18 protein-coding genes and 4 pseudogenes are annotated in these 23,442 nt (G+C 64.3%); 7 read left to right on the top strand and 15 right to left on the bottom strand.

The window, feature by feature from the left end; all coding sequences use genetic code 11:
* Nucleotides 1-268, bottom strand: a pseudogene (locus M8J71_RS22595) (IS1380 family transposase); the annotation flags it as partial.
* A gap of 518 nt (nt 269-786) precedes the next feature.
* Here M8J71_RS22595 and M8J71_RS23510 point away from each other — a divergent pair.
* Entirely contained in the window at nt 787-1,182 is a 396-nt protein-coding gene (locus M8J71_RS23510) for a PRC-barrel domain-containing protein (protein ID WP_308292973.1), read from the top strand.
* Nucleotides 1,183-1,330: 148 nt separating this feature from the next.
* Entirely contained in the window at nt 1,331-1,453 is a 123-nt protein-coding gene (locus tag M8J71_RS23505; protein WP_308292972.1) for a hypothetical protein, read from the top strand.
* An 851-nt stretch (nt 1,454-2,304) separates the two neighbouring features.
* Here M8J71_RS23505 and M8J71_RS22585 read toward each other — a convergent pair.
* The 8 genes and pseudogenes from M8J71_RS22585 to M8J71_RS22550 form a co-directional block, all read right to left on the bottom strand.
* Entirely contained in the window at nt 2,305-2,580 is a 276-nt protein-coding gene (locus M8J71_RS22585) for a DUF7793 family protein (RefSeq protein WP_256250089.1), read from the bottom strand.
* Between the two features lie 526 nt (nt 2,581-3,106).
* Nucleotides 3,107-3,587: pseudogene (locus M8J71_RS22580) on the bottom strand (DsbA family protein); the annotation flags it as partial.
* 169 nt (nt 3,588-3,756) lie between these two features.
* The gene (locus M8J71_RS22575) at nt 3,757-4,428 is read right to left on the bottom strand and encodes a vitamin K epoxide reductase family protein (protein ID WP_374114887.1); all 672 of its coding nucleotides are present in this window, start codon (nt 4,426-4,428) and stop codon (nt 3,757-3,759) included.
* 40 nt (nt 4,429-4,468) lie between these two features.
* Nucleotides 4,469-5,026, bottom strand: coding sequence for a TlpA family protein disulfide reductase (locus M8J71_RS22570; RefSeq protein ID WP_256250088.1), 558 nt, complete (start codon nt 5,024-5,026; stop codon nt 4,469-4,471).
* A gap of 100 nt (nt 5,027-5,126) precedes the next feature.
* On the bottom strand, nt 5,127-5,876 hold the full coding sequence (locus M8J71_RS22565; RefSeq protein WP_256250086.1) for a cytochrome c biogenesis CcdA family protein: 750 nt from the start codon (nt 5,874-5,876) through the stop codon (nt 5,127-5,129).
* Between the two features lie 3 nt (nt 5,877-5,879).
* A complete protein-coding gene (gene lspA, locus M8J71_RS22560; protein ID WP_256250085.1) occupies nt 5,880-6,371 on the bottom strand; it encodes a signal peptidase II in 492 nt (163 codons plus the stop codon).
* Entirely contained in the window at nt 6,368-8,326 is a 1,959-nt protein-coding gene (locus tag M8J71_RS22555) for a heavy metal translocating P-type ATPase (RefSeq protein WP_256250084.1), read from the bottom strand. Before M8J71_RS22555 ends, lspA begins: the two co-directional genes overlap by 4 nt.
* Nucleotides 8,327-8,509: 183 nt before the next feature.
* Complete coding sequence (locus tag M8J71_RS22550; RefSeq protein WP_256250083.1) at nt 8,510-8,836, bottom strand: ArsR/SmtB family transcription factor; 327 nt, start codon at nt 8,834-8,836, stop codon at nt 8,510-8,512.
* 37 nt (nt 8,837-8,873) lie between these two features.
* On the opposite strand from M8J71_RS22550, the gene M8J71_RS22545 reads away from it, so the two are divergent.
* Entirely contained in the window at nt 8,874-9,464 is a 591-nt protein-coding gene (locus M8J71_RS22545) for a VIT1/CCC1 transporter family protein (RefSeq protein ID WP_308292971.1), read from the top strand.
* Between the two features lie 764 nt (nt 9,465-10,228).
* On the opposite strand, the pseudogene M8J71_RS22540 reads toward M8J71_RS22545, so the two are convergent.
* Nucleotides 10,229-11,262, bottom strand: a pseudogene (locus M8J71_RS22540) (hemolysin family protein); the annotation flags it as partial.
* Nucleotides 11,255-12,616: a hemolysin family protein gene (locus tag M8J71_RS22535; protein ID WP_256250082.1), complete on the bottom strand. Its 1,362-nt coding sequence runs from the start codon at nt 12,614-12,616 to the stop codon at nt 11,255-11,257. The gene M8J71_RS22535 and the pseudogene M8J71_RS22540, both read right to left, overlap by 8 nt.
* A gap of 281 nt (nt 12,617-12,897) precedes the next feature.
* Between M8J71_RS22535 and M8J71_RS22530 the strand changes: the two are divergent.
* A pseudogene (locus M8J71_RS22530) lies at nt 12,898-13,509 on the top strand (recombinase family protein).
* A gap of 157 nt (nt 13,510-13,666) precedes the next feature.
* Here M8J71_RS22530 and M8J71_RS22525 read toward each other — a convergent pair.
* The gene (locus M8J71_RS22525; protein WP_256250081.1) at nt 13,667-13,951 is read right to left on the bottom strand and encodes a DUF1540 domain-containing protein; all 285 of its coding nucleotides are present in this window, start codon (nt 13,949-13,951) and stop codon (nt 13,667-13,669) included.
* Nucleotides 13,952-14,224: 273 nt separating this feature from the next.
* Between M8J71_RS22525 and M8J71_RS22520 the strand changes: the two genes are divergently transcribed.
* The 3 genes from M8J71_RS22520 to M8J71_RS22510 are packed head-to-tail and all read left to right on the top strand — an operon-like array spanning nt 14,225 to nt 18,206.
* Nucleotides 14,225-15,079 (top strand): ABC transporter ATP-binding protein, encoded by an 855-nt coding sequence (locus tag M8J71_RS22520; protein WP_308292970.1) that lies wholly within the window; start codon nt 14,225-14,227, stop codon nt 15,077-15,079.
* Complete coding sequence (locus M8J71_RS22515) at nt 15,076-16,053, top strand: ABC transporter substrate-binding protein (protein WP_256250079.1); 978 nt, start codon at nt 15,076-15,078, stop codon at nt 16,051-16,053. Before M8J71_RS22520 ends, M8J71_RS22515 begins: the two co-directional genes overlap by 4 nt.
* Nucleotides 16,054-16,067: 14 nt before the next feature.
* Entirely contained in the window at nt 16,068-18,206 is a 2,139-nt protein-coding gene (locus M8J71_RS22510) for an iron ABC transporter permease (RefSeq protein WP_256250078.1), read from the top strand.
* Between the two features lie 878 nt (nt 18,207-19,084).
* Here the strand turns inward: M8J71_RS22510 and M8J71_RS22505 are convergent.
* The 3 genes from M8J71_RS22505 to M8J71_RS22490 all read right to left on the bottom strand — a co-directional run bounded on the left by M8J71_RS22505 (nt 19,085) and on the right by M8J71_RS22490 (nt 23,421).
* Nucleotides 19,085-19,672: a recombinase family protein gene (locus M8J71_RS22505; RefSeq protein WP_441338920.1), complete on the bottom strand. Its 588-nt coding sequence runs from the start codon at nt 19,670-19,672 to the stop codon at nt 19,085-19,087.
* Nucleotides 19,673-20,175: 503 nt separating this feature from the next.
* Nucleotides 20,176-20,901, bottom strand: coding sequence for a glycoside hydrolase (locus M8J71_RS22500; protein WP_256250077.1), 726 nt, complete (start codon nt 20,899-20,901; stop codon nt 20,176-20,178).
* Between the two features lie 1,059 nt (nt 20,902-21,960).
* On the bottom strand, nt 21,961-23,421 hold the full coding sequence (locus M8J71_RS22490) for a hypothetical protein (protein WP_256250076.1): 1,461 nt from the start codon (nt 23,419-23,421) through the stop codon (nt 21,961-21,963).
* Nucleotides 23,422-23,442: the final 21 nt, after the last annotated feature.

The raw sequence follows: 23,442 nt of genomic DNA, 5'->3' as shown, positions 1-23,442 counted from the left end.
CGTTGAAGACCCGCTTCATTCCGCCGTGGCGCAGCAGGGCCATGTCATCGATCGAGTCCGCGCCTGCGACCATCCCAGCCACCAGGGACGCGACCTTCAGCCCGGCGTTTGCACCCTTATCCGTGGGAACGCTCAGCCATTCATCGCCCAGTTCATGCAGCCCGGCGTCCCGCGCCAGCGTCATGACCGGCAGGAGCCCGGCCGCCGACACGAGGTTCGGCTCATCGAAGGAAACTGACACCGCGGACGGCTTATGCGAAACTTGCACCTACGAGATGCCTCTCTTTTCGTGGCCAATGGGTTCTAGACAAGCTCCATTTTCCTTGAAAAGACGGGCATTCTCGGTTTAAACCGCCGTCGGCGCCCCGATCAGTATCGGTGGATCAAGGCTTAGTCATGGGTTCTACTGTGGGCATACCGTGCCTCCTACGTCTGATGGATGACCTCAGCCTACGGCCGGTAGAGCCACATAGCCAGGGGCCTTTGGTACCAGACGCGGGGGCGAGGGTGAAGGGAACCGTTGCGGTGAAAAGGTGGCCGGGAAAGTGCATTTCAACTGCATCAACCCGTACATCAAATCCGGCCCTTAATTCAGGTAGTAAGCATGCTTGCTATTTCCTGCGCCGTGTGGGTTGGATGGAAGGGCAACATCGTCAGCGTCGCCATACGGCGCTGTCCGACCCCCGGAGGACGCAGTCCGACCCCCGGAGGACGCAGTCCGACAGGGGAAGTGCCCCAGGGGAACACGATGAAGGCAACCAGATCGAGAGTCCTTAAGGAGTCCTCATGATCAGCAATGAATATATTGACCGCCTGCTCGCCGGACGAGGCAACGTTATCGGCACCGACGGCGAAAAGATCGGCGGCGTCGGCCAGGTCTACACAGACGACGAGACGGGCCGGCCCAACTGGGTCACGGTCAAGACAGGATTGTTCGGGACCAGCGAGTCATTAGTCCCGGTACAGGAAGCCCGTGTTGAAGACGAGCATCTCGTCGTCCCCTACACCAAGGACCAGGTCAAGGACGCCCCGGGCACGACCCGGACGGACACCTGGATCCGGCTGAAGAGGACCGGCTCTACGAGCACTACCGCCTTGGGGGCGGACGCAATTACGCCGATATCGACACCACCACTACTGGAACGGCGCGGGACTACGACACCACTGCGCGCGCAACGGTAGGCCGGGACACTTCCGGTCCAACGACCGATGATGCGATGACCCGCTCAGAGGGACAGCTGCGTGTCGGCAAGGAGCGCGAGGCCACCAGCCGGGCGCGGCTGCGGAAGTACGTCACCACCCAGAACGTCACTAAGCTAAGACCATCCCGGTGGAGCGCGAAGAAGTCCGGGTGGAGCGCGAGCCCATCACCGACGCCAACCGCGGCGCAGCAATGTCCGGGCCCGACATCAGCGAAGAAGTTCCCCGGAAACACGGCGGCACAGATGGGTAAAAGGACACCCGCCGCTAGAGACTCCGGCGTCACAGCAAAGGGGCCACGGCAACATGCCGTGGCCCCTTTGCTTATGTGGAAGGAACCGGCCGCCCCAGTGGGAATACGCCCTACGGAACCTGTGGACGACGTGAGGCCGCAAGGGCAGCAAGATCGCGCATGAGCCGCCGCACCTCGTGTTCACGGCCCCTGGCCGGCTGAGTTTGTTGAACTCGGCGGGGTCTGGCCAAGGGCGTCCTGCGTGGAACCGGAACGGGAGTTCGCTCCTTGGCCCGCGCCGCTGCAGCTACTTCGTTAGTCACCGGAATATCCATGCTCATACGTCCCCCTTGACGTGATCACTTCCGCGAATGCCCACTGGCAGCGCCTGTAGGGACACTCTAAAAAGGCCCACCATTGAGGTGGAAGAAGTTTTACCCATCATCGGGAACTGTTGCTTCAATCTTGAGCTTAGCTTCTGCCCTGAAGCATCCCCCGTCGAAGACAGTGTGAGTATGGAGCTGGCGACGGCTGGTGGTGGCGTTCGTTATTTCAGACGGACGCCTTCATCGCCAGCTCCGGTCACCCAGCCTAGGGACTCTACCTGCAATGCGCGCGAGTAACCGGTACGTGTTCCTTGAAAGTGGAGGTACTTGCCCCTGGCTCCAAACCCTAAGACCACTTGCTACGGCCAATAACCCCAATCGAGCATCGACTAGGCGTGTTCCCGAAAGCCTTCCACCAGCTCCCGACTCCAGAAGCCATGGCCAGTATCAGAGAAGACGTATCTGGAGAAGCCAAGACGTAGCCTCGTTGCGGGCGCAAATACCGGGTGGGACACGGAAGTGTCCGCCGTGCCGTGGCGAAGTTGGCTATGACGCGGTTGACCGGGCTTGATCCGAGGAGGGCAATCCGCGAAGCGGCGCACTTGATCCTGAAGACTTGGCTTTGCGGGTCACCGCTTGGGTGTTCGATATGTCGATCAACATCGGGTACTCGGCACCGCCGACCATCTCTTTAACCGTTGCCATCGCCGCATGGACGTCAGCGGCTTCCAGAACCGTCCCCGACTTCCACACGAGGTGGAGAACTTCGTCGTCACCGAGCTCCACGGTGCCCTTGCCGCCCTCAATAGTGATTGGTTTCATCTTTAGTTCCCCCCAGCGCTTTGTAGCTAAGCCTAATTGCCTGCTCGTAGGCGCGCGGGAAAGCGACGGGATCATTCCTTTGGGTTGCTTGGATCCACCCCTGTGGATCGGGTGCTTGCGGATTTTTCCGTAATTGTCCACGTTCCGCCTTTTCCCACGGTTCTTCACCTCACTGGAAAATTCGATCCCGTGGCTCAACCCGAAGCAAGTCCACATAGGTGCTAAAGGGTTATGTCAACCTCAAAATCGATTGATGGCCGGCCAACGGAGTCAGCAGCGGCCGCACCAAGGGGCCTCGGGGATGTCCCCAAACGACTTCGCGTGGACCACAAGGTCTGGCATTTCCAGGACCTCCAGTGTCAGGCGTCCGTCCCTTGCTGACCTGATGCGCGCTGTAAGCCTCAATCACCGCAACCTCTCACTTGTCTGTGCAATCTCATGTTTGCGGGACCGCATGATGCCGCCACGGTGACTGCCGTCCGAACCGGGCCACCCCCTTGAACGTACTGCGCCGGGGAGTGTCCGGCTATTTTGCGGCGTCGGACAGTTTCTGGCGGAAATCTTCTTCACTGGTGAGGGCAAGCTTTTCGCCGTTGAGGAAGAAGGTGGGTGTGCCGGTCACAACCCAGGGCTTTGCCGTCGGCAATGTCCTGACGGATCCGGTCCTTGGTTTTTTCATCGGCCACGGCGGCATCGTAAGCTGCCATGTCCAGCCCGAGCTCCTGGGGGAAGGTCCGGAACAGGGCCGCTTGGGAATCCTGCTTCTCACCCCATTGGAGCTGGGTCTCGAACATCTTCGCGTGCATCTGGGTGTATTTACCCTGCTGGGCGGCGGCTTCCACGGCCAGGGCGGCGTTGCCGGAGTATAGGTGTCCCGGGAGCGGGAAGTAGCGGTGGATGAAGGTGATCCGGTCGCCGTACTCCGCTTTGAGTTTCTGGACCAGCGGTTCCGCGGCGCCACATGCTTCGCATTCGAAGTCCAGGAATTGCACGAGCTGGGCTTTTCGGCTGCCGGTGAGGTGGGCTGTGGCCGATGCTGTTGGGGGTGCAGCGTCGGCACATGACCGAAAAGGTGCGGGGGAAGTCCGCAGGCGGAGGCCCCCGTCACGCCGGCCCGGCGTCGCTGCGGGAGGTCCCTATCCCAGGGTTTCATCGGCGGGTTCCCCGGGCCTCTCTTCAGAAGCCTGAGGTGCCCACGAAGATGTGGAGGAAGGCGAAGAAAATGCTCGCCGTCACGGCCACGTAGAGCAGGGCGGTGATGATCCAGCCGGACTCGCCGATGATGCGTGCCGCAGGTGCGGGTACTTTGATGACTCCATGGGTAATGTTCCGGGCGGTGAGCCAGACGAACAGGGGGATCATGGCCGCCCAGACGATCATGCAGAAGGGGCAGAGGATATGGATCGAGTACAAGGCCTGGGACCACAGCCACACGACAAAGGCAAACCCAAGGGTGACGCCGGCCTGGAGCCCGGCCCAGTACCAGGGAGCGAAGGTTGCACCGGAGAGCAACGCCATGCCGGTGGTGATGATGATGGCGAAGGCCACGATTCCGATGAACATGTTGGGGAACCCGAAAACCGAACTCTGCCAGGTCTGCATGACCTGGCCGCAGGAAATCCAGGGGTTGACGTCGCACACGGTTTTGTAGCCGGGGTCTTTGAGGACCTCGAGTTTCTCCAGGACCAGGGCGCCCGAGGCCAGCCAGCCGATGATACCGGTGATGACCAGGAGCCAGCCAAAGGGCTTGTTGCGGGTCAGGAGGGGAATGTCCGGCTGCGCGGGGGCTGAGGTGGCGCTACCGTCGGCAGGTTTCATTGTCAGTGTGGATTTTGAGACGCTGGTCATGGGAGCGGGAGTCCTTCGGGTCGATCCGCCGCGGTCCGGTTCAGGATCCGGCCGCGGCGGAGGTGATCAGGGCTTTCAGGGTTCCCTTTTGCGAGATCCCGAGGATCCGGGCGCTGACGCGGCCTTCGGTGTCCAGGACCAGGGTGGTGGGGACCGCGCGGGGCGGGACGTACTCGGTCATGGCGAGCAGGATGCCGCCGTCCCTGTCGTCAAAGCTGGGGTATTCAACCTTGAAGGTCCGCTCGAAGGCTTCCGCCGTTGCGGCGTCGTCGCGGACGTTGACACCGTAGAACAGCACGCCCTTGTCCTTGAACTCGGTGTGCAGGGCGGCCAGATCCGGCGCCTCCGCACGGCAGGGTGCGCAGGCCGCGTACCAGAAATTCAGCACCACGACCTTGCCCGCCCAGTCCCGGGAGGAGACTTTCTCCCCGTTGAAGAGCTGGCCCTCCAGGGACACCCGGGAGCCGCGTGACCCGGGCGGGTATTCGTTCACGGACCCGTCGCCGGCGATGTAGTTCTTGTTGTCCCCGGCCTTGGCCTGCGCGGTCAGAACGTCCTGGCTTCCGCACCCGGCGAGGGCAAGCACTGCCGCGCCCATGCCCAAGATCGTGCGACGTCCGGGACGCCGGGGCGGTTGGGATTGTTTGTTCATTTTCCTTGGCCTTTGCTGGTCATATTGTCTGCCGGGGTGCGGTGCGTCAGACGGGCATCAGGAACGTCCCGGCCAGGTTCTGCAGCTGGTAGATCCATTGCACCCACAGCCCGGAAACCATCAGGACGCCCAGGACGATGAGCATAACGGCGCCGCCGATGTTCACGGCACGGATGTGCCTTCGCACCACCGCCAGGACCCTGGAAACCCAGTTCAGGCCCAGGGCCACGAGGACGAAGGGGATGCCCAGGCCCAGGCAGTAGACAAAGGCCAGTAGCGCCCCGCGCCAAGCGCTTCCGGCGGTGACGCTCAGGCTGAGCACGGCGCTGAGGGTCGGGCCCATGCAGGGCGTCCATCCGAGGCCGAAGACGATTCCCAGGAGCGGGGCGCCGGCGAGGCCGCTGCCCCCGGGAACCTGGAATTTCCGGGTTTGCTGGAGCCAGGAGAACCGTCCGAGCAGGACCAGTCCCATGAGGATCACCACGATGCCCAACACCCGCATCAGGGGATCCTGCCATCGGATCAGCCACGAACCGATGGCTCCGAAAGCGGCCCCATACAGGGTGAACACGGCGCCGAAACCGAGGATGAACAGTGCCACCCCTGAGAGGACGCGCCGCCGGTTACGCGGTTGGGCCGGGTCCGTGAGCCCTGAGACGAAACCCAGATAGCCGGGTACCAGCGGCAGGATGCACGGAGACAGGAAGGACACCAGCCCCGCCGCGGCCGCCAGCGGCAACGCCAGGACCAGCGCCCCGGATGTCACCATCGAGGCAAAATATTCACCAATGCCCACCGGTCAGGCGCCTTCCTGTGCCGGGGAAGAGGCGCGCATCGATCCCAGAACCAGCAGCCCGACCCCGCCCACGACGAAAACATCGGCAAGGTTGAACGTCGGGAACCACCCGGTGTGCAGGTAATCAACCACCCCTGCCCCGTCCATCCGGTCCACTAGGTTCCCCAGGGCGCCGCCCAGAAGGAAGACCGCTCCGGCCCGGGAGACCGGGCCGGACCGGGGGGCCGCACGGTAGAGGAACACCGCCAGAGCCGTCACGATCCCTGCGGTCGCAGCGGCCACCACCCAGGGGGACAGGAACGAGCCGAGGCTGAACGCGACGCCGGTGTTATAGGCCAGCCGCAGATTGACCGGGCCGAAGTCCAGGACCCTGCCATCAGCCAAAGTCAGAACCACGAGGATCTTGACCAGCAGGTCCACCGCGGCCAGGGCAACGGCACCGAGGCCAAGGACAGCCCGCCCCCTGCGCGGGCGCCGAACGGTTGCGGTGCTCACACCGAAACTGGCGCGGCGTGCAGCGATACCGGCGCGTTGGCGGGACGCAGTGACTTGACGCGCCCGGCGCGCACGCCGTTGCCGATCACGAAAATTTCAAAGAGTTCATGGATGAGGACGACGGCGGCCAGGCCGAGGATCCCGAACAGCGCCAGCGGGATCAGCACGGCGATCAGGGCCAGGGACATGCCGATGTTCTGCAGCATGATGGACCGGGTCCGGCGGGCATGGAGGAGCAGCTGGGGCAGGTGGTTCAGGTCCTCACCCATCAGGGCGATATCGGCTGTTTCAATGGCGACGTCCGTGCCCATCGCGCCCATCGCTATTCCGACGTCGGCGGTGGCCAATGCCGGCGCGTCGTTCACCCCGTCACCGACCATGGCTGCCGGGTGCCGGGCCTGGAGTGTGCGGATGATCCCGGCTTTGTCCTCGGGGCGGAGGTCGGCGTGGACCTGCGTGATACCGGCTTCCCGGCCCAGCGCTTCGGCTGTGAGCGTATTGTCCCCGGTGAGCATGACGGTCTGGTAGCCGTTCCGGGCCAGTTCGGCGACGACGGCGGCGGCTTCGGGCCGGAGCTCATCGCGGACGGCGATGGCGCCGATCAGTTGGCCGGATTCCTCGACCAGGACGGCGGTCGCCCCGGACTTCTGCATCCTGGTGATATCCGCTGTCAGGATCCCTGCGTCGAGCCAGCCCGGACGCCCCAGCCGGGCGGGTGTGCCTGCGACGAGACCCTGGATCCCGGCGCCGGGGACGGTTTCCACGTCCGCCGCGGCCGGCGGCGTGGGGGTGGCGGCCAGGATGGCTTTCGCCAGGGGGTGTTCGGAGCGTGATTCCAGTCCGGCGGCCACGGCCAGGACGTGGTTCTTCGAGGAGCCTTCCACGGCGACGACCTCGACCACGGCTGGCTGGTTCCGGGTCAGGGTCCCGGTCTTGTCCAGGGCGATGGTGCGGATCCGGCCCAGGGACTCCAGCGCGGCGCCGCCCTTGATCAGGACACCGATCCGGCTGGCGGCCCCAACGGATGCAACGACGGTCACGGGAACGGAGATGGCAAGGGCGCACGGGGACGCCGCAACCAGGACGACCAGGGCCCGCTCAATCCACAGAGCCGGTTCCCCGACGATCAGGCCATAGCCGGCGATCAGCGCAGCGACGATGAGGATGCCGGGTACCAGCCAGCGGGCGATGCTGTCGGCCAGGCGTTGGCTGGTGCCCTTGCGTGACTGTTCGGCTTCGACGATGTGCACGATCCTGGCCAGCGAGTTGTTTTCCGCCGTGCTCGTGACCTCGATTTCCAGCGGTCCGGTGCCGTTGATCGAGCCGGCAAATACCGCAGTGCCCGGGCCCGCTTCGACGGGGACCGATTCACCGGTCAGGGCCGAGGTGTCCAGGGCGGTTCGTCCGGTCAGTACGGTACCGTCGGTGGCCAGGCGTTCACCCGGGCGCAGGATGAGCCGGTCGCCGATGACCAGCGTGTTCGGGTCTACGGTCACCTCAAGGCCCCCGCGGATCACGGTGGCTTCCTTCGGGACCAGATCCAGCAGGGCCCGCAGCCCGCGCCGGGTCCGCGCCAGCGAGTACTCTTCCAGCCCTTCGGAAATGGCGTACAGGAACGCCAGTGTCGCCGCTTCCATGACCTGGCCGAGTGCCACAGCACCGATGGCCGCGATGGTCATCAGCGTTCCCACGCCGATCTTGCCCTGAAGCAGCCGGCGCAGGGCAGACGGGACGAACGTCCAGCCGGCGACCAGCAGCGCCGCCGTCTCCAGAGGCAGGGTCACCCATTCCCCGGCACCGGACGCAGAGGCGATCCAGGCCGCCAACAAGAGCACGCCCGCGGCAGCCGCTGCGCGGATCTCCCTGCTCTGCCAGAACCCGGACTTCTCCTCATGCTGATCTTCGGCTGTCCCGGAAGCAGCAGGTTCGTCATGGCTGCAGCAGGCGTCGCTCATCGTGGTGTCTCCATCGTGTCGTGGGGTGGGGGGCAATCGAAGCCGGATGGCAGTTGCCGGGTTAGTCGTTTCTGCGCCGCCGGGTGCGGGCAACGGCCCGCGAACCGGGCGCGGATCCGCAGCGCGCACAGCATCCCCGGGGCCCGGCTCCCTGGACCCGGCAGGCAGGAACCTGAAGGGCTGTCATGTCAAGCAGTCGCCATCGGGAACACAGCAGGCCGGGCCGACGGCCAGGACCACTCCGACCAGGTTCGAAATGGCGTGAGCAAGCCTCGCGTCGGCCAGTTCGTAACGGCTCCGGCGTCCGTCCGGGACGGCCACCACCAGCCCGCAGCCGCGAAGGCAGCTCAGGTGGTTGGACATGCTCTGCCGCGACACGCCCAGGGCGTCGGCAAGCTCAGAAGGGTACGCAGCTTCCCCGGAAAGGGCCAGGAGAATCCTGGCCCTGGTCGGATCCGAGACCGCGTAGCCGAACCGCGCGAGCACCGGGGCGTGCGTGAGGGTTTCCATCCTTCAAAATTACATCCATTCGTGTATCCATGCAACCGTGTACTTGCGGGCGTTCCGTGAGCGGGCAGGACTGATTCCTGCCCCGGCAGAACACCGGGCCGATCTCCAATGGGGGGGAGGAGAATACATCTCCGTCCAATCCCAGCGCGAACTGCTCGAAGCATCAACCCCGAACGAGGACGCTCACGAGCGACTTCCCCACCTGAACGTCAACGCCAACGAATGTGCCCTCCTGTACCGTGCCCGAGGCATGACCCCTGGCGAGGCGGATGCCAAGGCCGCTGAGACGCTGCAAAGCCCACATAGGGAATCGAGCGTGCCAACCCCGGAAGACGACAAACACGAAGCCGTCGGCACGGGTCTGGGCGCGGCCATGTCCAGCTTCCTGTTCTTCGCCTCCGGTGCCATCCTGCCCGTAATCCCTTACCTCTTCGGTCTGCAGGGCATCACTGCTCTGATCGTCGCAGGAATCATCGTCGGCCTTTCCCTATTGGCCACCGGCGCCATCGTCGCGCTGCTGTCCGGCGGGGCTCCGTTGAAAATGGCACTACGCCAGCTCGCCATCGGGTACGGCGCAGCTGCTGTCACCTACTTGCTCGGAATGCTGTTCGGAACCAGCACGGCGTAGACGACACGACGCCGCCCGGGCGGTCCTCCGGAAAGGCCCGACAGGCAGCCTGCTTCCACCGGATCTCCGTTCCCGCATTTGCACGGCCCATTTTGAACCTTGCGCCCTGATCACCAGGCGGTCCTTGGAGAAGCGTTCCAGTTCCTAGCGGGGAAATTACCGTGAACTTCCGTACCGATCCTCCTCAGACCCCGATGCCCTTGGAGTCCTGAAGGCCGAACAGGAGTCAGCCCCGGAACGCCGCACCCCGCCGGGCCTTGCAGCTGAAGGATCAGCCGGGGGACCGCTCAGCGTGGTCATGTCTGCCTTTCCGCGACCGGCACAATGCTCCGACCACTGCCGACACTAGCAACGGCTGCCCTGGGGCGGCCGCGTGATCAGAATATTTAACGCTTCCTTAACGCCTCCCGGTCAGGGACCATCAAGATTGCATAAGATCCCGAACCAGGAACCACCCTTTTAGGCCCGGCACTCCTGAAGGTCTCGTAAGCCGCCAAGTTTGGTTCCGTGGGCGGAACGAGCGTTGGCGGCCGAAGGCCCCGAAGGGCACCGTCACTGACGGGCCAGATATTTCAGGGGTCACCCACAGCAGGGCCGGACGCCAGCCTGCCAGCCGGTCCCCGGACGAGCCACAAGCATTAGAGATTTCACTTTTTCACAAGCCCCTACGTTGTGCGGGTGCTGCTGGAGAGGCATGCCGGTTGCGACTCGGAAGGGGGCGACGATGGGCACCAGCTGGGTGGCCCGACGGGCCGTGTTTTATCGCTGGTGGCGTCCTGCACTTCGCCGACGAGCTCTTCGATGATGTCCTCGAGGAAGAGGACGCCGGTGGTGTTCCCTTGCGCGTCGAAGACCCGGGCTACATGGGCCCCGGTGCGGCGCATCGCGGCTAGGGCGTCTTCGAGTTCGCTGCCGCCGTAGGTTGAAGCCAGCCGCCGGATCCGTTTGGCCGGCACGGGCTTTGTGAACGCTTCCGGCGAAGTCAGGTCCATGACATCCTTCAGGTGCAGATAGCCCGAGGGCACGCCGTCGTCGTCGGTGAGGATGTACCTGGAGTAGCCGTGCTCCGCCACAGCGCGCTGGATGTCCGCCGGCGTCGAGGAGGCCGGCAGGAGCACCATCTCGCGGATGGGCACCTCCACGTCCGCCACGGTCTTGGCGGTGAATTCGAACGCCGCGGTCAGGGTGCCGCTGGTGTCGGTCAGCATCCCGGCCCTGGTGGACTGCTCCACGATGTTCGCCACCTCGTCCAGGGTGTAGGCGCTGGTGGCTTCATCCTTGGGTTCGACCTTGAAGAGCCGCAGGATGGAGTTCGCGATCCCGTTCAGGGTCCAGATGACCGGCTTTAGGATCCGGGCGACCATCACCAGTGGCGGGGCGAGGAGCAGCGCGGCACGGGTTGGCACGGAGAATGCAATGTTTTTAGGGACCATCTCGCCAAGGACCACGTGCAGGAAGGTCACCAGCAGCAGGGCGGTGACGAAGGCGATGATTCCGATCGCTTCGGCGGAGAGCGACATGAGTTGAGTGGTATCTCGAGCAGGTGTTTGATCGCCGGCTCGGAGACGTTCAGGATCACCAGCGAGCTCACGGTGATGCCCAGCTGGCTGGTGGCCAGCATCAGCGTGGCGTGTTCCATGGCCCACAGCGTGGTCTTCGCGGCTTTGCTGCCGGCTTCCGCCTTGGGCTCGATCTGCGAACGCCTAGCTGAGATAACAGCGAACTCGGCGCCCACGAAGAAGGCGTTGACGACCAGGAGCACCACCAGCCAGATGATGCCGGGAAGATACTCACTCATGGGTCAGCTCCGGGGTGAAGTTGTCGATGATGCGGTCATGGGCACTCCGTGGCGCTTCCAGTGATGCGTCGGGGGTGTAGCGGAGCCGCTCCACGTGGGTGCCCACCACGCGTTCCACGCGCAGGCGTCCACCCTCCAAGGCGACTTCGTCCCCGAGCTCGGGGATGCGGTCCAGCTCGTCCGTGACGAAACCGGCGATGGTGTCGTACTCCTCACCATCCGGGACTTCTATGCCTGTCCGATCCAGCAGCTCATCCGGGCGCAGTGAGGCGTCAAACGTGACGGAGCGGCCGGTCCTGATCACGCCCGCCCGGGCGCGGTCGTGCTCGTCCTCCAGCTCGCCGACGATTTCCTCGACGAGGTCTTCCAGGGTCACGATGCCGGCCGTTCCGCCGTGCTCATCTGAAACGATGGCCACCTGCAGGCCCTGTTTGCGCAGCAGGACCAGCAGAGAATCGACACCCATGGATTGGGGGACGCGAAGCGGGTCGATCATGAGCTGGGTGGCCGTCACGTTGGACCGTTCGTCCAGTGGCACGGCGAAGGCCTGCTTGACGTGCAGGACGCCCACAACGTCGTCACGGTCCCGGCCGATGACCGGAAAGCGCGAGTAGCCGGTCGACGCAGAGAGGGGGAGGATCTGTTCTGCCGTGTCACCGGCGTTGACCGCCGTCATCCGGACGCGGGGCGTCATGACGTCCGCCGCGGAGTGCTCCGAGAAACGCAGTGTCCGGCCCAGCAGGACGGCCTGGTCCGGGTCCAGGACGCCCTCCAGAGCGGAGCGACGCACCAGCGAACTCAGTTCTTCCGCGCTGCGGGCGCCAGAGAGTTCTTCCTTCGGCTCCATGCCGAAGGACCTGATGATCGCGTTGGCGGTGTTGTTGAACAGCAGGATCACGGGTTTGAAGCCGGCGGTGAACAGGGCCTGGAACGGGACCACCGCCTTGGCGGTGGCGAGCGGCAGCGCCAGTGCGAAGTTCTTGGGGACCAGCTCGCCGATCACCATCGAGAAAATGGTGGCCAGGAAAATGCCGACGACGGCGCCGATCCCGGGCACCACAGCTTCGGGCAGGCCAGCCGCGAGCAACGGCCCGCTGAGCATCCTGCTGATAGCCGGTTCAAAAGTGAAACCGGTGAGGAGCGTGGTCAGCGTGACGCCGAGCTGCGCCCCGGACAGGTGCGTCGAGGTGATCTTGAGGGCCTTGATCGTCGGGCCGAGGCGCTTCTCACCGCGGGCCTGGCGGGCTTCAAGATCGTTGCGGTCAAGGTTGACCAGCGCGAACTCCGAGGCAACGAAGATTCCGGTACCCGCCGTGAGGACAAGGCCGATACCGAGCATGATCCATTCATGCATTCGGGCGCCCCTCTCCCAGGGTGGCCGGCGTGCCGGTCAAATGGGTGAGGGGCTTGAGCATACCTGAAGGAGGGTCATCCATAATGCCCACAATTCTACGGGGTGCCGGCTCACCGGCGCCGCGTATGCGCTGCAGGCGAAAAAGCGGGCGGCGTGTTATGCCGCTATCCGCGAAAGCGGCGGGACCTCCGTAGTGATTCCGTGCACACGGCTTAGCGTCGGATATTTCACTTTTTCAGAAGCCACCCCTAAACGAACGTATAAGTAACAAGGAGAATGTAATGCTGGTCGGGTACATGCGGGTCTCAAAAGCCGGTGGCCCGCAGACCACGGACCTGCAGCGCGATGCGCTCCTGGCCGCCGGCATCGATGCCGACTCGCTCTATGAGGACAGGGCTTCAGGGAAGAAGGATGACCGGCCCCAGCTGGCAGCGTGCCTGAAAGCACTGCGCCACGGCGACACCCTGGTGGTGTGGAAGCTGGACCGGCTTGGCCGGGATCTGCGGCAGCTGGTCAATATCGTCCGCGATCTGACCGGGCGCGGCATAGGGCTCAAGGTCCTCACCGGGCAGGGGGCCGCTATCGATACCACTACAGCTTCCGGCAAGCTCGTCTTCGGAATCTTCGCCGCCCTCGCCGGGTCCGAACGCGAACTCATTTTCGAACGCACCCTCGCCGGGCTCGCCTCCGCCCGGGCCCGGGGCCGCAACGGCGGACGCCCCTAGAAGATGACCCCCGCGAAACTGCGGCTGGCCATGGCCTCGATGGGTAAGGCCGGCACTAAGGTCAATGACATCTGTGCTTAACTGGGCATCACCCGCCAGACGCTTTACAGGCACGTCTCACCTGCCGGGGAGCTCCGCCCGGACGGGCAACGGCTTCTGTCCCGATAGCACTGACTGCGGCCGCCGGGAATGGAAGCCGCGTAAAGCAGCAATCCGGACACCACCATTGCCTTACCCGCGCTCCACCAGCACAAGTCTCAGCGGAAGGGAGCAGCGCCGGGGGCCGTAGCCCGCGCGCCCGTCTCCTCCTCCTGACGGCGGAGAGTTACTTGTGCGCGTAGGTCAGGCAGTCGGCGTTGTCTGCGCCGGGGCCAACATGGACTTCCGGCGCGTTGCACATCAGGTGGTTATTGTGGACGCATTCGGCGCGTTGGCAGGCTCCAACGTCGGCAAGAACCTTGGACAGTCCGCCGTGCACCCCTATATCAATGAAGGTGGCGCAGGCTGCGTGATCTTCAGCGCCACCGACCGTAATGGCAGCGGCGTTGCACGCCGAATGATCATTGAAGGAGCAGTTCGTCACACTGCAGTCTGCGACATGCGTAGTCATGTGAAATCCTCCGCCTTCCGCGTCCCCTGGCGGGCCGCTCTTCGGGCCATGCTATGCCCGCATGCTCACATCAAAAAGACCCAGTTTAGTGACCTAATTACCAGCAGCGGATCGGAGGCGGGAGGGGCGGCGTAGGGGCGTAATATTCATGCACGGGCAGCAAAGAGCAGTTGCTTAGGTCAGCCTCCTTACTATTTCTACTGTTGCGGCTTTTCGCCAGCCGCTGCCAGGACACATTTCTCAGGTTAGGTTAGCCTAGGCTAATCTTCATCTGTGAATGTTAGGGAACTGTACGGCTTGGAGGCCAATGACCTGGTGCTGCGGTACGGGCACCGGGACGTGGTCCATGGTGCCGGGCTTCGGCTGGAGCCTGGCCGGATTGTTGCCCTCGTCGGGCCGAACGGCAGTGGCAAGTCAACCCTGCTGCGCGCACTGGCCCGCCTGCACGAGGTTTCCTCCGGAACCGTGACCGTCCGGCCCTGTGACGGCGAAGCGGCGGACGCGCTGATGATGAAACACAGTGATTTCGCCCGGCATGTGACCTTGTTGTCGCAGAGTCGTCCGGTGCCGCACGGGCTCAGTGTTCGTGACGTTGTTGAATTCGGCCGCCACCCCTATCGTGGCCGGTGGCGTGCCGCGGATCCGGAGGGTCCGGCCGCCGTCGACCGTGCTATGACCCTTACCGGCATCACGGATCTGGCCCACCGGGGCGTTCATGAACTCTCCGGCGGCCAGCTGCAGCGTGTCTGGCTGGCGAGCTGCCTGGCGCAGGACACCTCGATCCTGCTGCTCGATGAGCCAACCAACCATCTGGACCTGCGCTACAAGGTGGAAATCTTCGACCTGATCTACGATCTCGCCCGCGTGCACGGCGTGGCCATCGGCGTGGTGCTGCACGACCTGGACGAGGCCGCCGCGCTGGCCGATCACGTGGTGGTCCTTTCCGAAGGCCGCATCGCCGCGTCGGGCCCTGCCCACGAGGCACTCGACGCGGAACTGCTCAGCACCGTCTACTCCATCCCCATCGTTACCCATACCGACCCGCTCACCGGACGGCTGCGCACCCGCGCCGTCGGACGGCACAGCGACAGTCAAACCCCCCAACCCGAAAGGACGCCACGTCCATGAAGATCCCCAAGGCCGCCCTGGCCGCCACCGCCGCCCTGGCGCTGCTGCTGACCGGCTGCGGCACCACCGAAGGCCCCGCCGGCTCCGCTGCAACCAGTGCGGGCGCCGGCGAACCCGTCACCGTGACCGATTCCCGCGGAATCGAAGTAAAGCTCGACGGCCCGGCCAAACGCGTGGTCGGCACTGAATGGAACGTCGTGGAGAACCTGACCACCCTCGGGGTCCAGCCCGTCGGTGTCGCGGACATCAAGGGCTACAGCGCTTGGGTCAAGGCCGGCAAACTGGACGACACCGCCACGGACATCGGCACCCGCGGCGAACCCAGCTTCGACACCATCGCCTCCCTTGATCCCGACCTGATTGTCGGCACCAATGACCTGTCCGAATCCGTCATCAAGCAGCTCGAGGAACTGGCCCCCGTCGTCGTCGTCAAGTCCGCCGACGCCAGCCGCCAGATCGCCCAGGCAGAAGACAACCTGAAGCTGGTCGCCAAGGCCACCGGCACCGAGGCCAAAGCCGACGAGGCCATCGCCGCCTTCGACGCCGCCGTGGCCAAGGGCAAGGAAGCCCTGGACAAGGCCGGACTGGCAGGGTCCAGCGTGGCCGCGGCCGACGGCTGGGTAGCCGACGGGAAAGTCTCCATCCGCCCCTTCACCAAAGGATCGCTGATGACTGACATCAACACCGAGCTGGGCCTGGTCACACCGTGGACCATGGAAGGCGACCCGGCCTACGGCCTGGCATCCACCGACGTCGAAGGCCTGACCACCCTCGACGCCGACAGCTTCGTCTACATCACCAACAGCGCCGACGGTGACTTCACCGAGGAACTGGCAAACAACCCCGTGTGGAAGTCGCTGCCGTTCGTCGCAGCCGGTGAGGTGCACCGCCTCTCAGACGGCATCTGGATGTTCGGCGGCCCGGCCTCGATGACCCAGTATGTCGACGCCCTCACCGCAGCCCTGACCAAGTAGCCCCTGGCCGGATCATGACCGACACTGTGAAGAGGCCCGCCCCTCCGGGGCCGTCCGCCCCGGCGGCCGTGGCGGGTGCGTCCGCACCGGCACCCGCGGGAGCCAGTGGACGGCCGCCTGCCGCGGTGGTTGCCGGCTGCGGAGTGGCCGTCCTGGTCCTTTTCACACTGATCCACCTCACGCAGGGCACCGCCGACGTCGGTCCAGCCGAACTGCTGGGCCTGCTCACCGGCAGCGGTTCTGACCAGGCGGCCGCCGTGCTGGTCGCCTCGCGGATCCCGCGGCTGATGGCCGGGCTGCTGGTAGGCGTGGCATTGGGGGTGGCCGGCGCAGCTCTGCAGTCGGCCACCCGCAACGTCCTGGCTTCACCGGACACGCTGGCGGTCAATGCCGGCGCGCACCTGGCCATCGTGGCAGCGGCTGCGTTTGGGGTGACACTTCCTGCGCTGCTGTCCGGCGGGCTCGCCTTCGCCGGCGGCCTCGCCGCCGCGCTGCTGGTGCTGGCGCTCTCCGGCGGCGGCGCCAACGGCAACGGCGGCCCGATCCGTCTAGTGCTGGCCGGCACCGCACTTGCCCTGGGCCTGCATTCGGCCACCAGTGCCCTGTTACTGCTGTTCAGCCAGGAGACCACCGGGCTCTACGCCTGGGGCCAAGGCAGCCTCGCCCAATCCCGCCCCGACGAACTGCTGCAGTTCACGCCCGTGGTCCTGGCGGCCGTCGCCGGGCTGATGGTCCTTGGCCGCCGGCTGGATCTGCTCGGCCTGGGTGACGACGCCTCCCGGCTGGCGGGCGCGGACCCGCGCCTTGCCCGGGTCACCGCCGTCGTCCTTGCCGTCCTGCTCTCCGCGGCCGCGGTGACCGTCGCCGGCCCGGTCGGGTTCGTGGGCCTGTGTGCACCGGCCATCATCCGGCTGCTGGCCTCCCGCGTCCGCGGGCTGGGCAGGCACCGGGCACTGCTGCCCGTTTCCGGGCTGACCGGCGCGGTCGTGGTGATCGGCGCCGACGTGCTCGTCCGCGTGGTCTTCGGTGCGCAGGCCGGCGTCGAAGTGCCCACCGGGGTCGTCACCACCGTTCTTGGTGCAGTGTTCCTGGTGATCCTGGCGCTGCGGATGTCCGACGCCGGCCTCAGCGCTGCCGGAGATGCGCTGGCACGGCTGCGCTCCCGCAGAGTCTTCCTCACCGTGCTGCTTAGCCTCCTTTTCCTGCTTGCCGGCCTGCTGGTGGCCGGTGCGCTGCTGGGCGACGCCAAACTCCTGCTCGGCGACCTCTTCAACTGGCTCACCGGCCAGTCCGGCAACCGGGTCAGCGCCGTACTGGGCACCCGCATGCCGCGTGTGATGGCAGCAGTGCTGGCCGGTGCTGCCTTAGCGATCGCCGGCGCCCTGATCCAGGCGGTCTCCCGCAACTCACTGGCCGAACCCGCCATCATCGGCGTTTCCGGCGGCGGCGGCCTCGCCGCCATCATCGTCATCACCACCATCCCACTGGCCAGCGCCTGGTTCGTCACCGGCTCCGCCCTGGTGGGAGCTGCCCTTGCCGCGCTCCTGGTCTTCGGGCTTGCCTTCCGCGGGGGACTCCAGCAGAACCGACTGGTATTGATTGGTATCGGCGTTTCCGCCGGGCTGGCCGCGCTCATCACCGTCCTGCTGGTGACCACCGACCCCTACAACCAGACCAAGGCCCTGACCTGGCTCTCCGGCTCCACCTACGGGCGGAACTTCGCGTCCGTCCTGCCGCCGCTGCTGGCGCTGGCGGTGTCACTGCCTGTACTGGCCGGCATGCGCCGCGACCTTGACCTCATAGCAGTCGACGACGATTCCCCCCGCGTGCTGGGCATTGGGCTCTCCGGCTCCCGGCTCCTGCTGCTCTCCGTGGCGGTACTGCTGACCGCCGGTGCCGTGTCATCCGTGGGCGTCATCGCCTTCGTGGGTCTCGTGGCACCGCATGCAGCCCGCACCCTGGTGGGTGCACAACACGTTCGCGTCCTTCCAGTGGCGGCACTTATCGGCGCCTGCACAGTCGTGTTCGCGGACGTGATCGGCCGAACCATCATCGCGCCCTCCCAGATCCCCGCCGGCATCATGACCGCACTGGTGGGTGCACCCTACTTCGTGTACCTGCTGTGGCGCTCACGCGTGGATCGAACCGCCTAAACCCTCGCCGCAGAGACTGTGCAGCCGACTCCCCACCTGCGGGCAAAAGACTCCAAGATAGGGAAACGGACACCTCATGCCCAAGAAGACTGACCCACACGTACTGCAGACAGGACCACCGCATGAACTGGTGGGAAGCCGCGATCGCTGTCATCGCCGGGCTAGTCTCTGATCTACGCAGCGCTGCTGGTTCTGCTGGCCCTCCACGCACTCGGAAACGGTAGGCATGAAAGAAGCCCTTCGACTGCTTCCGGACTTGCTGGTCCTGCTCCGCAAGCTAACCTCAGACCCAACGCTGCCGCGCGGGATCCGGATCCAACTGGTCCTACTCCTGGTCTACCTGGCTTCACCCTCGATCTGGTACCGGACTTCATTCCCGTCATCGTGTACGCAGAGGACGCCATCATCGTTGCCTTGGTCCTACGCTCGGTCATCCGTAAAGCCGGACCCCGCCCCTTGGAACAGCACTCGTCCGGGACACCGGTCGGTCTTGCCCCTATTCAAAGACTGGCCGGCACGGCAAAAACCTCCCCATAAGCGGCTTTTAGGCTTGCCAACAAACCGGCTGTTCGCGGGCTTCGTAGAAAAGCGGAAATCATCCAGACGGCCACGAGCGGCGTACTCCAACACTTCCACTGCCGACCTAGCTAGGCGATTCCTGGCGTGAGTGCGGAGGACTTCGGACATTCCGTGCAGACGACTTCGGAAACTGACAGTTGTCGTTTTCATTAGTCGACTGCACAAGCGCCCGCGGTATTCCGGGGTTGTGCAGATGAGTATGGATATTGAAATGTCACAAGCGCCCTGCACGAAACTGCATTCTGCTCAACACTCCTCTGCGCCAACAGTCATCTTCTCCGAGGCCCCGCCTGCACGAACTACTTCTTTGTCGCCTCGGTCGCGCCTGTTGCCGGGACCCATCGGTAGAGGGTGGGCACGAAGGCTCCCAGGGTGTCGGCGACCTCCCGCGGCGGTGTCCCCTGCTTGAGGAGCTTGCGGGCTGAGCGGATCTTGGCATGCGTCATGATGTGTTTGCGGCCGCCGACCCGTCCTTGTTCGCGCGCCGCCTGCAGTCCGGCCTGCGTGCGATCGACCATGAGTTCCCGTTCCATCTGGGCCAGGGAAGCCATGACGTTGAAAAAGAAACGTCCGGAGACCGTCGTGGTGTCGATCGCATCGGTGAGGCTGACGAACCCCACGCCGCGGCCGTTCAGCCCGCCGGCGAAGTCCAAGAGGTCTTTCACGCCTCCGGCCCAGGCGGTCCAGCTTCCACACCACCAGAGTGTCACCGTCGCGCAGGTTGTCCAGAGCATGGTCGAGACCGGGGCGTTGGGACTTGGTGCCGCTGATGGTGTCTTTGTAGATCTGTCGCATCCGGCCTTATTCAGGGCTTCGACCTGCAGGTCCAGGTCCAGGTTCTGGTTCCGAGTGGAGACCCGGGCGTAGCCGATGCGGTGTGCGGCCATAGGGGCTTTCTCTTCTCAAAACTCGGTTCGGGGCCTTAGTTCGACTGCACCGATTCGAGAACTTTGTGAGAGTCGGAGCCGGAATGCCGCCTTTTCTTCGTTGCGCCAATTTTCCGCGGCAGGACGTCGTGCTGCTTGGCGTCTGCGGGATATTCATGCCCGTGCGGGAAGTCCAAAGGCAGACCACATCCCTGCACGTACATCCGGCGACCCGGACGTATTGGACGCACTCTGATGTCAGAGGCGATGCCCATCACTCAAAACTCCGACAGCGGTCTGGAGCAAGCAACGTTGTTTCGCCGTACCTCTGGCTAAGCAGGAGTTCGTTTCTCCTGCCCCCTTCCCGGAGTTCCCGGGAAGTGGGCTGGGAGGTGCTTTGACGCGTACTGCGAGGGCACTGTCGGTGCTGCTGGGCCCAAGAACGGCTGATGGCTAGTTTTTCGTCCAGATCGCTACCCAGTCAACGTACACATGGCCGCTGGTTTCAGGTGCCGGACAGCCTGTCAGGCAGGACTCGGTCTGCAGGATGTAGTGCATTGGCTTGTCCGGCACGAGCGAAGTGACAACGCCAATGGATTTTCCATCAAGGAAGAACTCGATCTTCCCGGGACTCCACTCGGTGGTGGCGGTATGCAGGACGTGAATGCGGCGCCGGGGCGAAGGACTTCTGTCACATGCGTCCCACTTGCGTCAAGGCCGTGCACGGCAGCGTAGATGGCCTTGGACAGGTCCCCCTCGGGAAAATCGATTTCCCCGTCCTTTGGCCACTGCTTGCTGTCGGGCCAGAGCAGCCAGGCTAGTTTGAATCCCGGCAGGGGGCCAGCCTTGAAGCGCACGGAGTAGCGCCCGTACACCAGGCTGTTGTAGGGCCGCTGGGTGGCTCCGCCAATTATGGGGGATGGTGCCGCGCCCATTGCGATGCCGTTTTCCGAGCGCAGGAACATGTCCAGGACGCCGTTATGGATACTCAAGACCTTTGATGGGTAGTACCCGGACGTTCTCTGCCCCTTTGGCTGCTTTTGACCAGCCGTGTCCGGAGTGCCGTCCTTGTAGTTCTCGCTCCACCTCGTGCCGTAGATGGGGCCCGGGAAGCCGCCAAGGGGGACATCTCCCTCGGTGAAGTCCTCTGCAAATACCTGGGTCCAGCCGGGCAGGTCGCCCACCGGCAAGGCATCTGAGGACGCGGAACCGGCATTTGCAGCCGGCTCCGCAGAATCGCTTTCCTTCATTGGCGCTGGGGAGCCTGCATCCGCAGTGGGCTGGGGAGAGCCGGAATCAGCACTTGGCTCCGGAGAAGCAGCATCCGCAGTGGGCTGTGCAGAACCGGAAACGGGGGCCACCGGGTCCCTGCCTTCCGCTTCAGCACCTTTGCTTCGCGGTGAATCTGCAGCGACGCCGATCGTGCCGCTTGCGAGAGCCGACAAAGCGATTATCACGATGAAAGTTCGAATCCGCGAGCGGAGCTGATTTGTCTTCACGGGTGCCACTGCACGTTCGGGGAGAGCCAAATAGGGAACTGCGACGGCTGCTTCCATGTTGTACTCCCAGCGTGGTCCGGCAGGGCACTGCGGGCAAGAACGCAGCGCCGGCCTCATCTGCGTTCGTTCAGCCTAGGATCGGCTGTGCAGCGAGTCACGAGTACCGAGTACTCAGTTTCGGTACTTACGGTCAGCACGTTGCAAAGGCGAGATGACGTCCCCCCAACCTGGCAGGGGGGTTAAGGCATCGGAACCAGCCAATACCGGGTGCCTCGAAACTGGCAGCAGCCCCCGCCAGCTCAAACTCCAGTGGTGGCGGTGGCGAGGGTTTTCGGCATCAGCTCGTCGAAGCCGGCGCGGGGAGGTTTGAACTGATCGCGACGGGACGTTTCTCGTAGGCTGCGTCCACGACCCGGTAGAGGCCTTCACTGGTGTCCGTGGCCACACCGGCAACAGGCCAATATTGTCAATGACTATAAGCTCGGCGCGGAGGATCCGGGCAACGGCCCCGGCTGACTCTGTCGTCACACATGTTGGTCTCGCCCGGCCGCGAAGCCAGCACGAGATGGGGCGATGGCCGACCCGCACTGTGTTTGCGGGCCTGCCTCGCACGTCTAGCTCGTGGTCACTGTCGAGGTGGGCGCGTCCTTGAGTTTGACTTCGGCTGCGGCCTGAATCAGGACGAGCAATTCCTGGTCCAGGCCTCAACACGAACGTGGACGTGCATACGGTCACCGCCACAGCAGCCGCATCAGCAGCCGGTGACGTACCCTTCACCGTTGAGCGGTCGTAGCACTACCGCCTGCTTCGTCAGGGTGAGTAAAAGTGCCAGTACCTGCTGGTGGCGTTCACATCGGCCAGCAACAGCAGACCGCTGTTGGCCGTGCCTCTTGCCGAAGCGTTGAGGTTCTGTTTCGTCGACGTTACGTTGTGGACGTATTGGTCGGCGTCCACGATGCGAGGCGTCTTCGTCGCGGTGGCGAGCTTGCCGGGGTCGTTTACCGGCGCGGACTTCTCGTAGATCGCGCCCCCTGAACTTGTGCAGACACCGGCGTTCGTCGTACCACTGGGCTTTGGATAGGTAGCGAAGGTACGCAGCCTCTGCGTGCTCTCATCAATCAGGACGATCACCCGGTTCGGGCACTCCGATACAGTCGCGATCGTGCTCGCCGACCAGGTCGACGTCCTGGCGTTCAATGCCAACAGCTGGATCAGCGGCTGGGACGCCGACGTGAACGAGGTCTTAATTGCGGCGAAAACTTTATCATCCGTGGAGTCCAGCCACTTCAGGTTCATGTGGTCATCACCGCTGCGCTGCCCCTTCACCGCCGCGACAGGTGTGCTCCAGGAGGTGTTCGACGCTCCATCGGCGCGGTAGCTCCAGTACATGCCGTCGGTGGCGTCACCGACCTGCCGGCTCCACATCACCCCCACTTTCCCGTTGAACGCGATCAGAGCGGAATTGTCGTCCACAGAGACGTTACTCAATGACGCAGGATGCGCGAACGGCGTTCCCCACGTCTTGCCATCCGTGGCAGTGACGTTCAGATAGATCCGGTTGTCCTGCTGCCAGGTAGCCCACACCCGACCCGTGGAGTCCTTATCAATCGACAGGGTCTCAACCTTGCGGTCGTTGATCTTTGTCGAACCCAGCGACGAGTACTTCTTTGTACCCGCGTCGTAGCTGTAACGCCGCAGCGTGCTCGGGTTGTTCGGCTCAGCCGGCAGACCGTCGTTAACGAACCGATAGCTCGCCACATACAGCGTCTTCCCGTCCCACAGCACGTCAGAATGAGTGTTCGCCCGCGTTTCCGTCGCCACCCCGGTGTCGACCCACGCACTCCTCACGGCATCGAACCTAAAAATATGGAAATCAGAGCTGGCGGTGTCCCACAGGTTCCCCCACCAGATCCCGTCGTTGAACCACAACGCATTCGTTTGCCGCTTCGTACCAGTCGGCGTCCCCGTCCCGGAATGGGACGGACCCTCGACCCCGACATCACCCGTGGCAGCCGACGCCCCAACCGGCACCACCAGGCCTGCCAGCGCAACCAACAGCACTGTCAGCAGTGCGCGAAGCCGTAAATTCCGTGACCCGCGCAGACGAAGACCAGCCGGGCCACCGACTCCCCTTCTCAAAAAAAGCTGGGAAGCCCTGGGACCTCGACTGCCCTTGCCGGTGTTGAATAGCGGATATCCAAGCATCTTTACTCCCCGGAGTTCAAAATCACGGTCAACCCTCAGGTTGTTCAGTGTTAGTGCTGTAAACATCAAAAGCAATCCCCGGTACCC

Origin of the sequence: Pseudarthrobacter sp. R1 (genome assembly GCF_024494415.1) — a bacterium.
In the GTDB taxonomy this organism is placed as follows: Bacteria; Actinomycetota; Actinomycetes; order Actinomycetales; family Micrococcaceae; genus Arthrobacter.
Note: the sequence above shows the minus strand (reverse complement) of the source record. Positions and strands in the feature narration are given on the sequence as shown.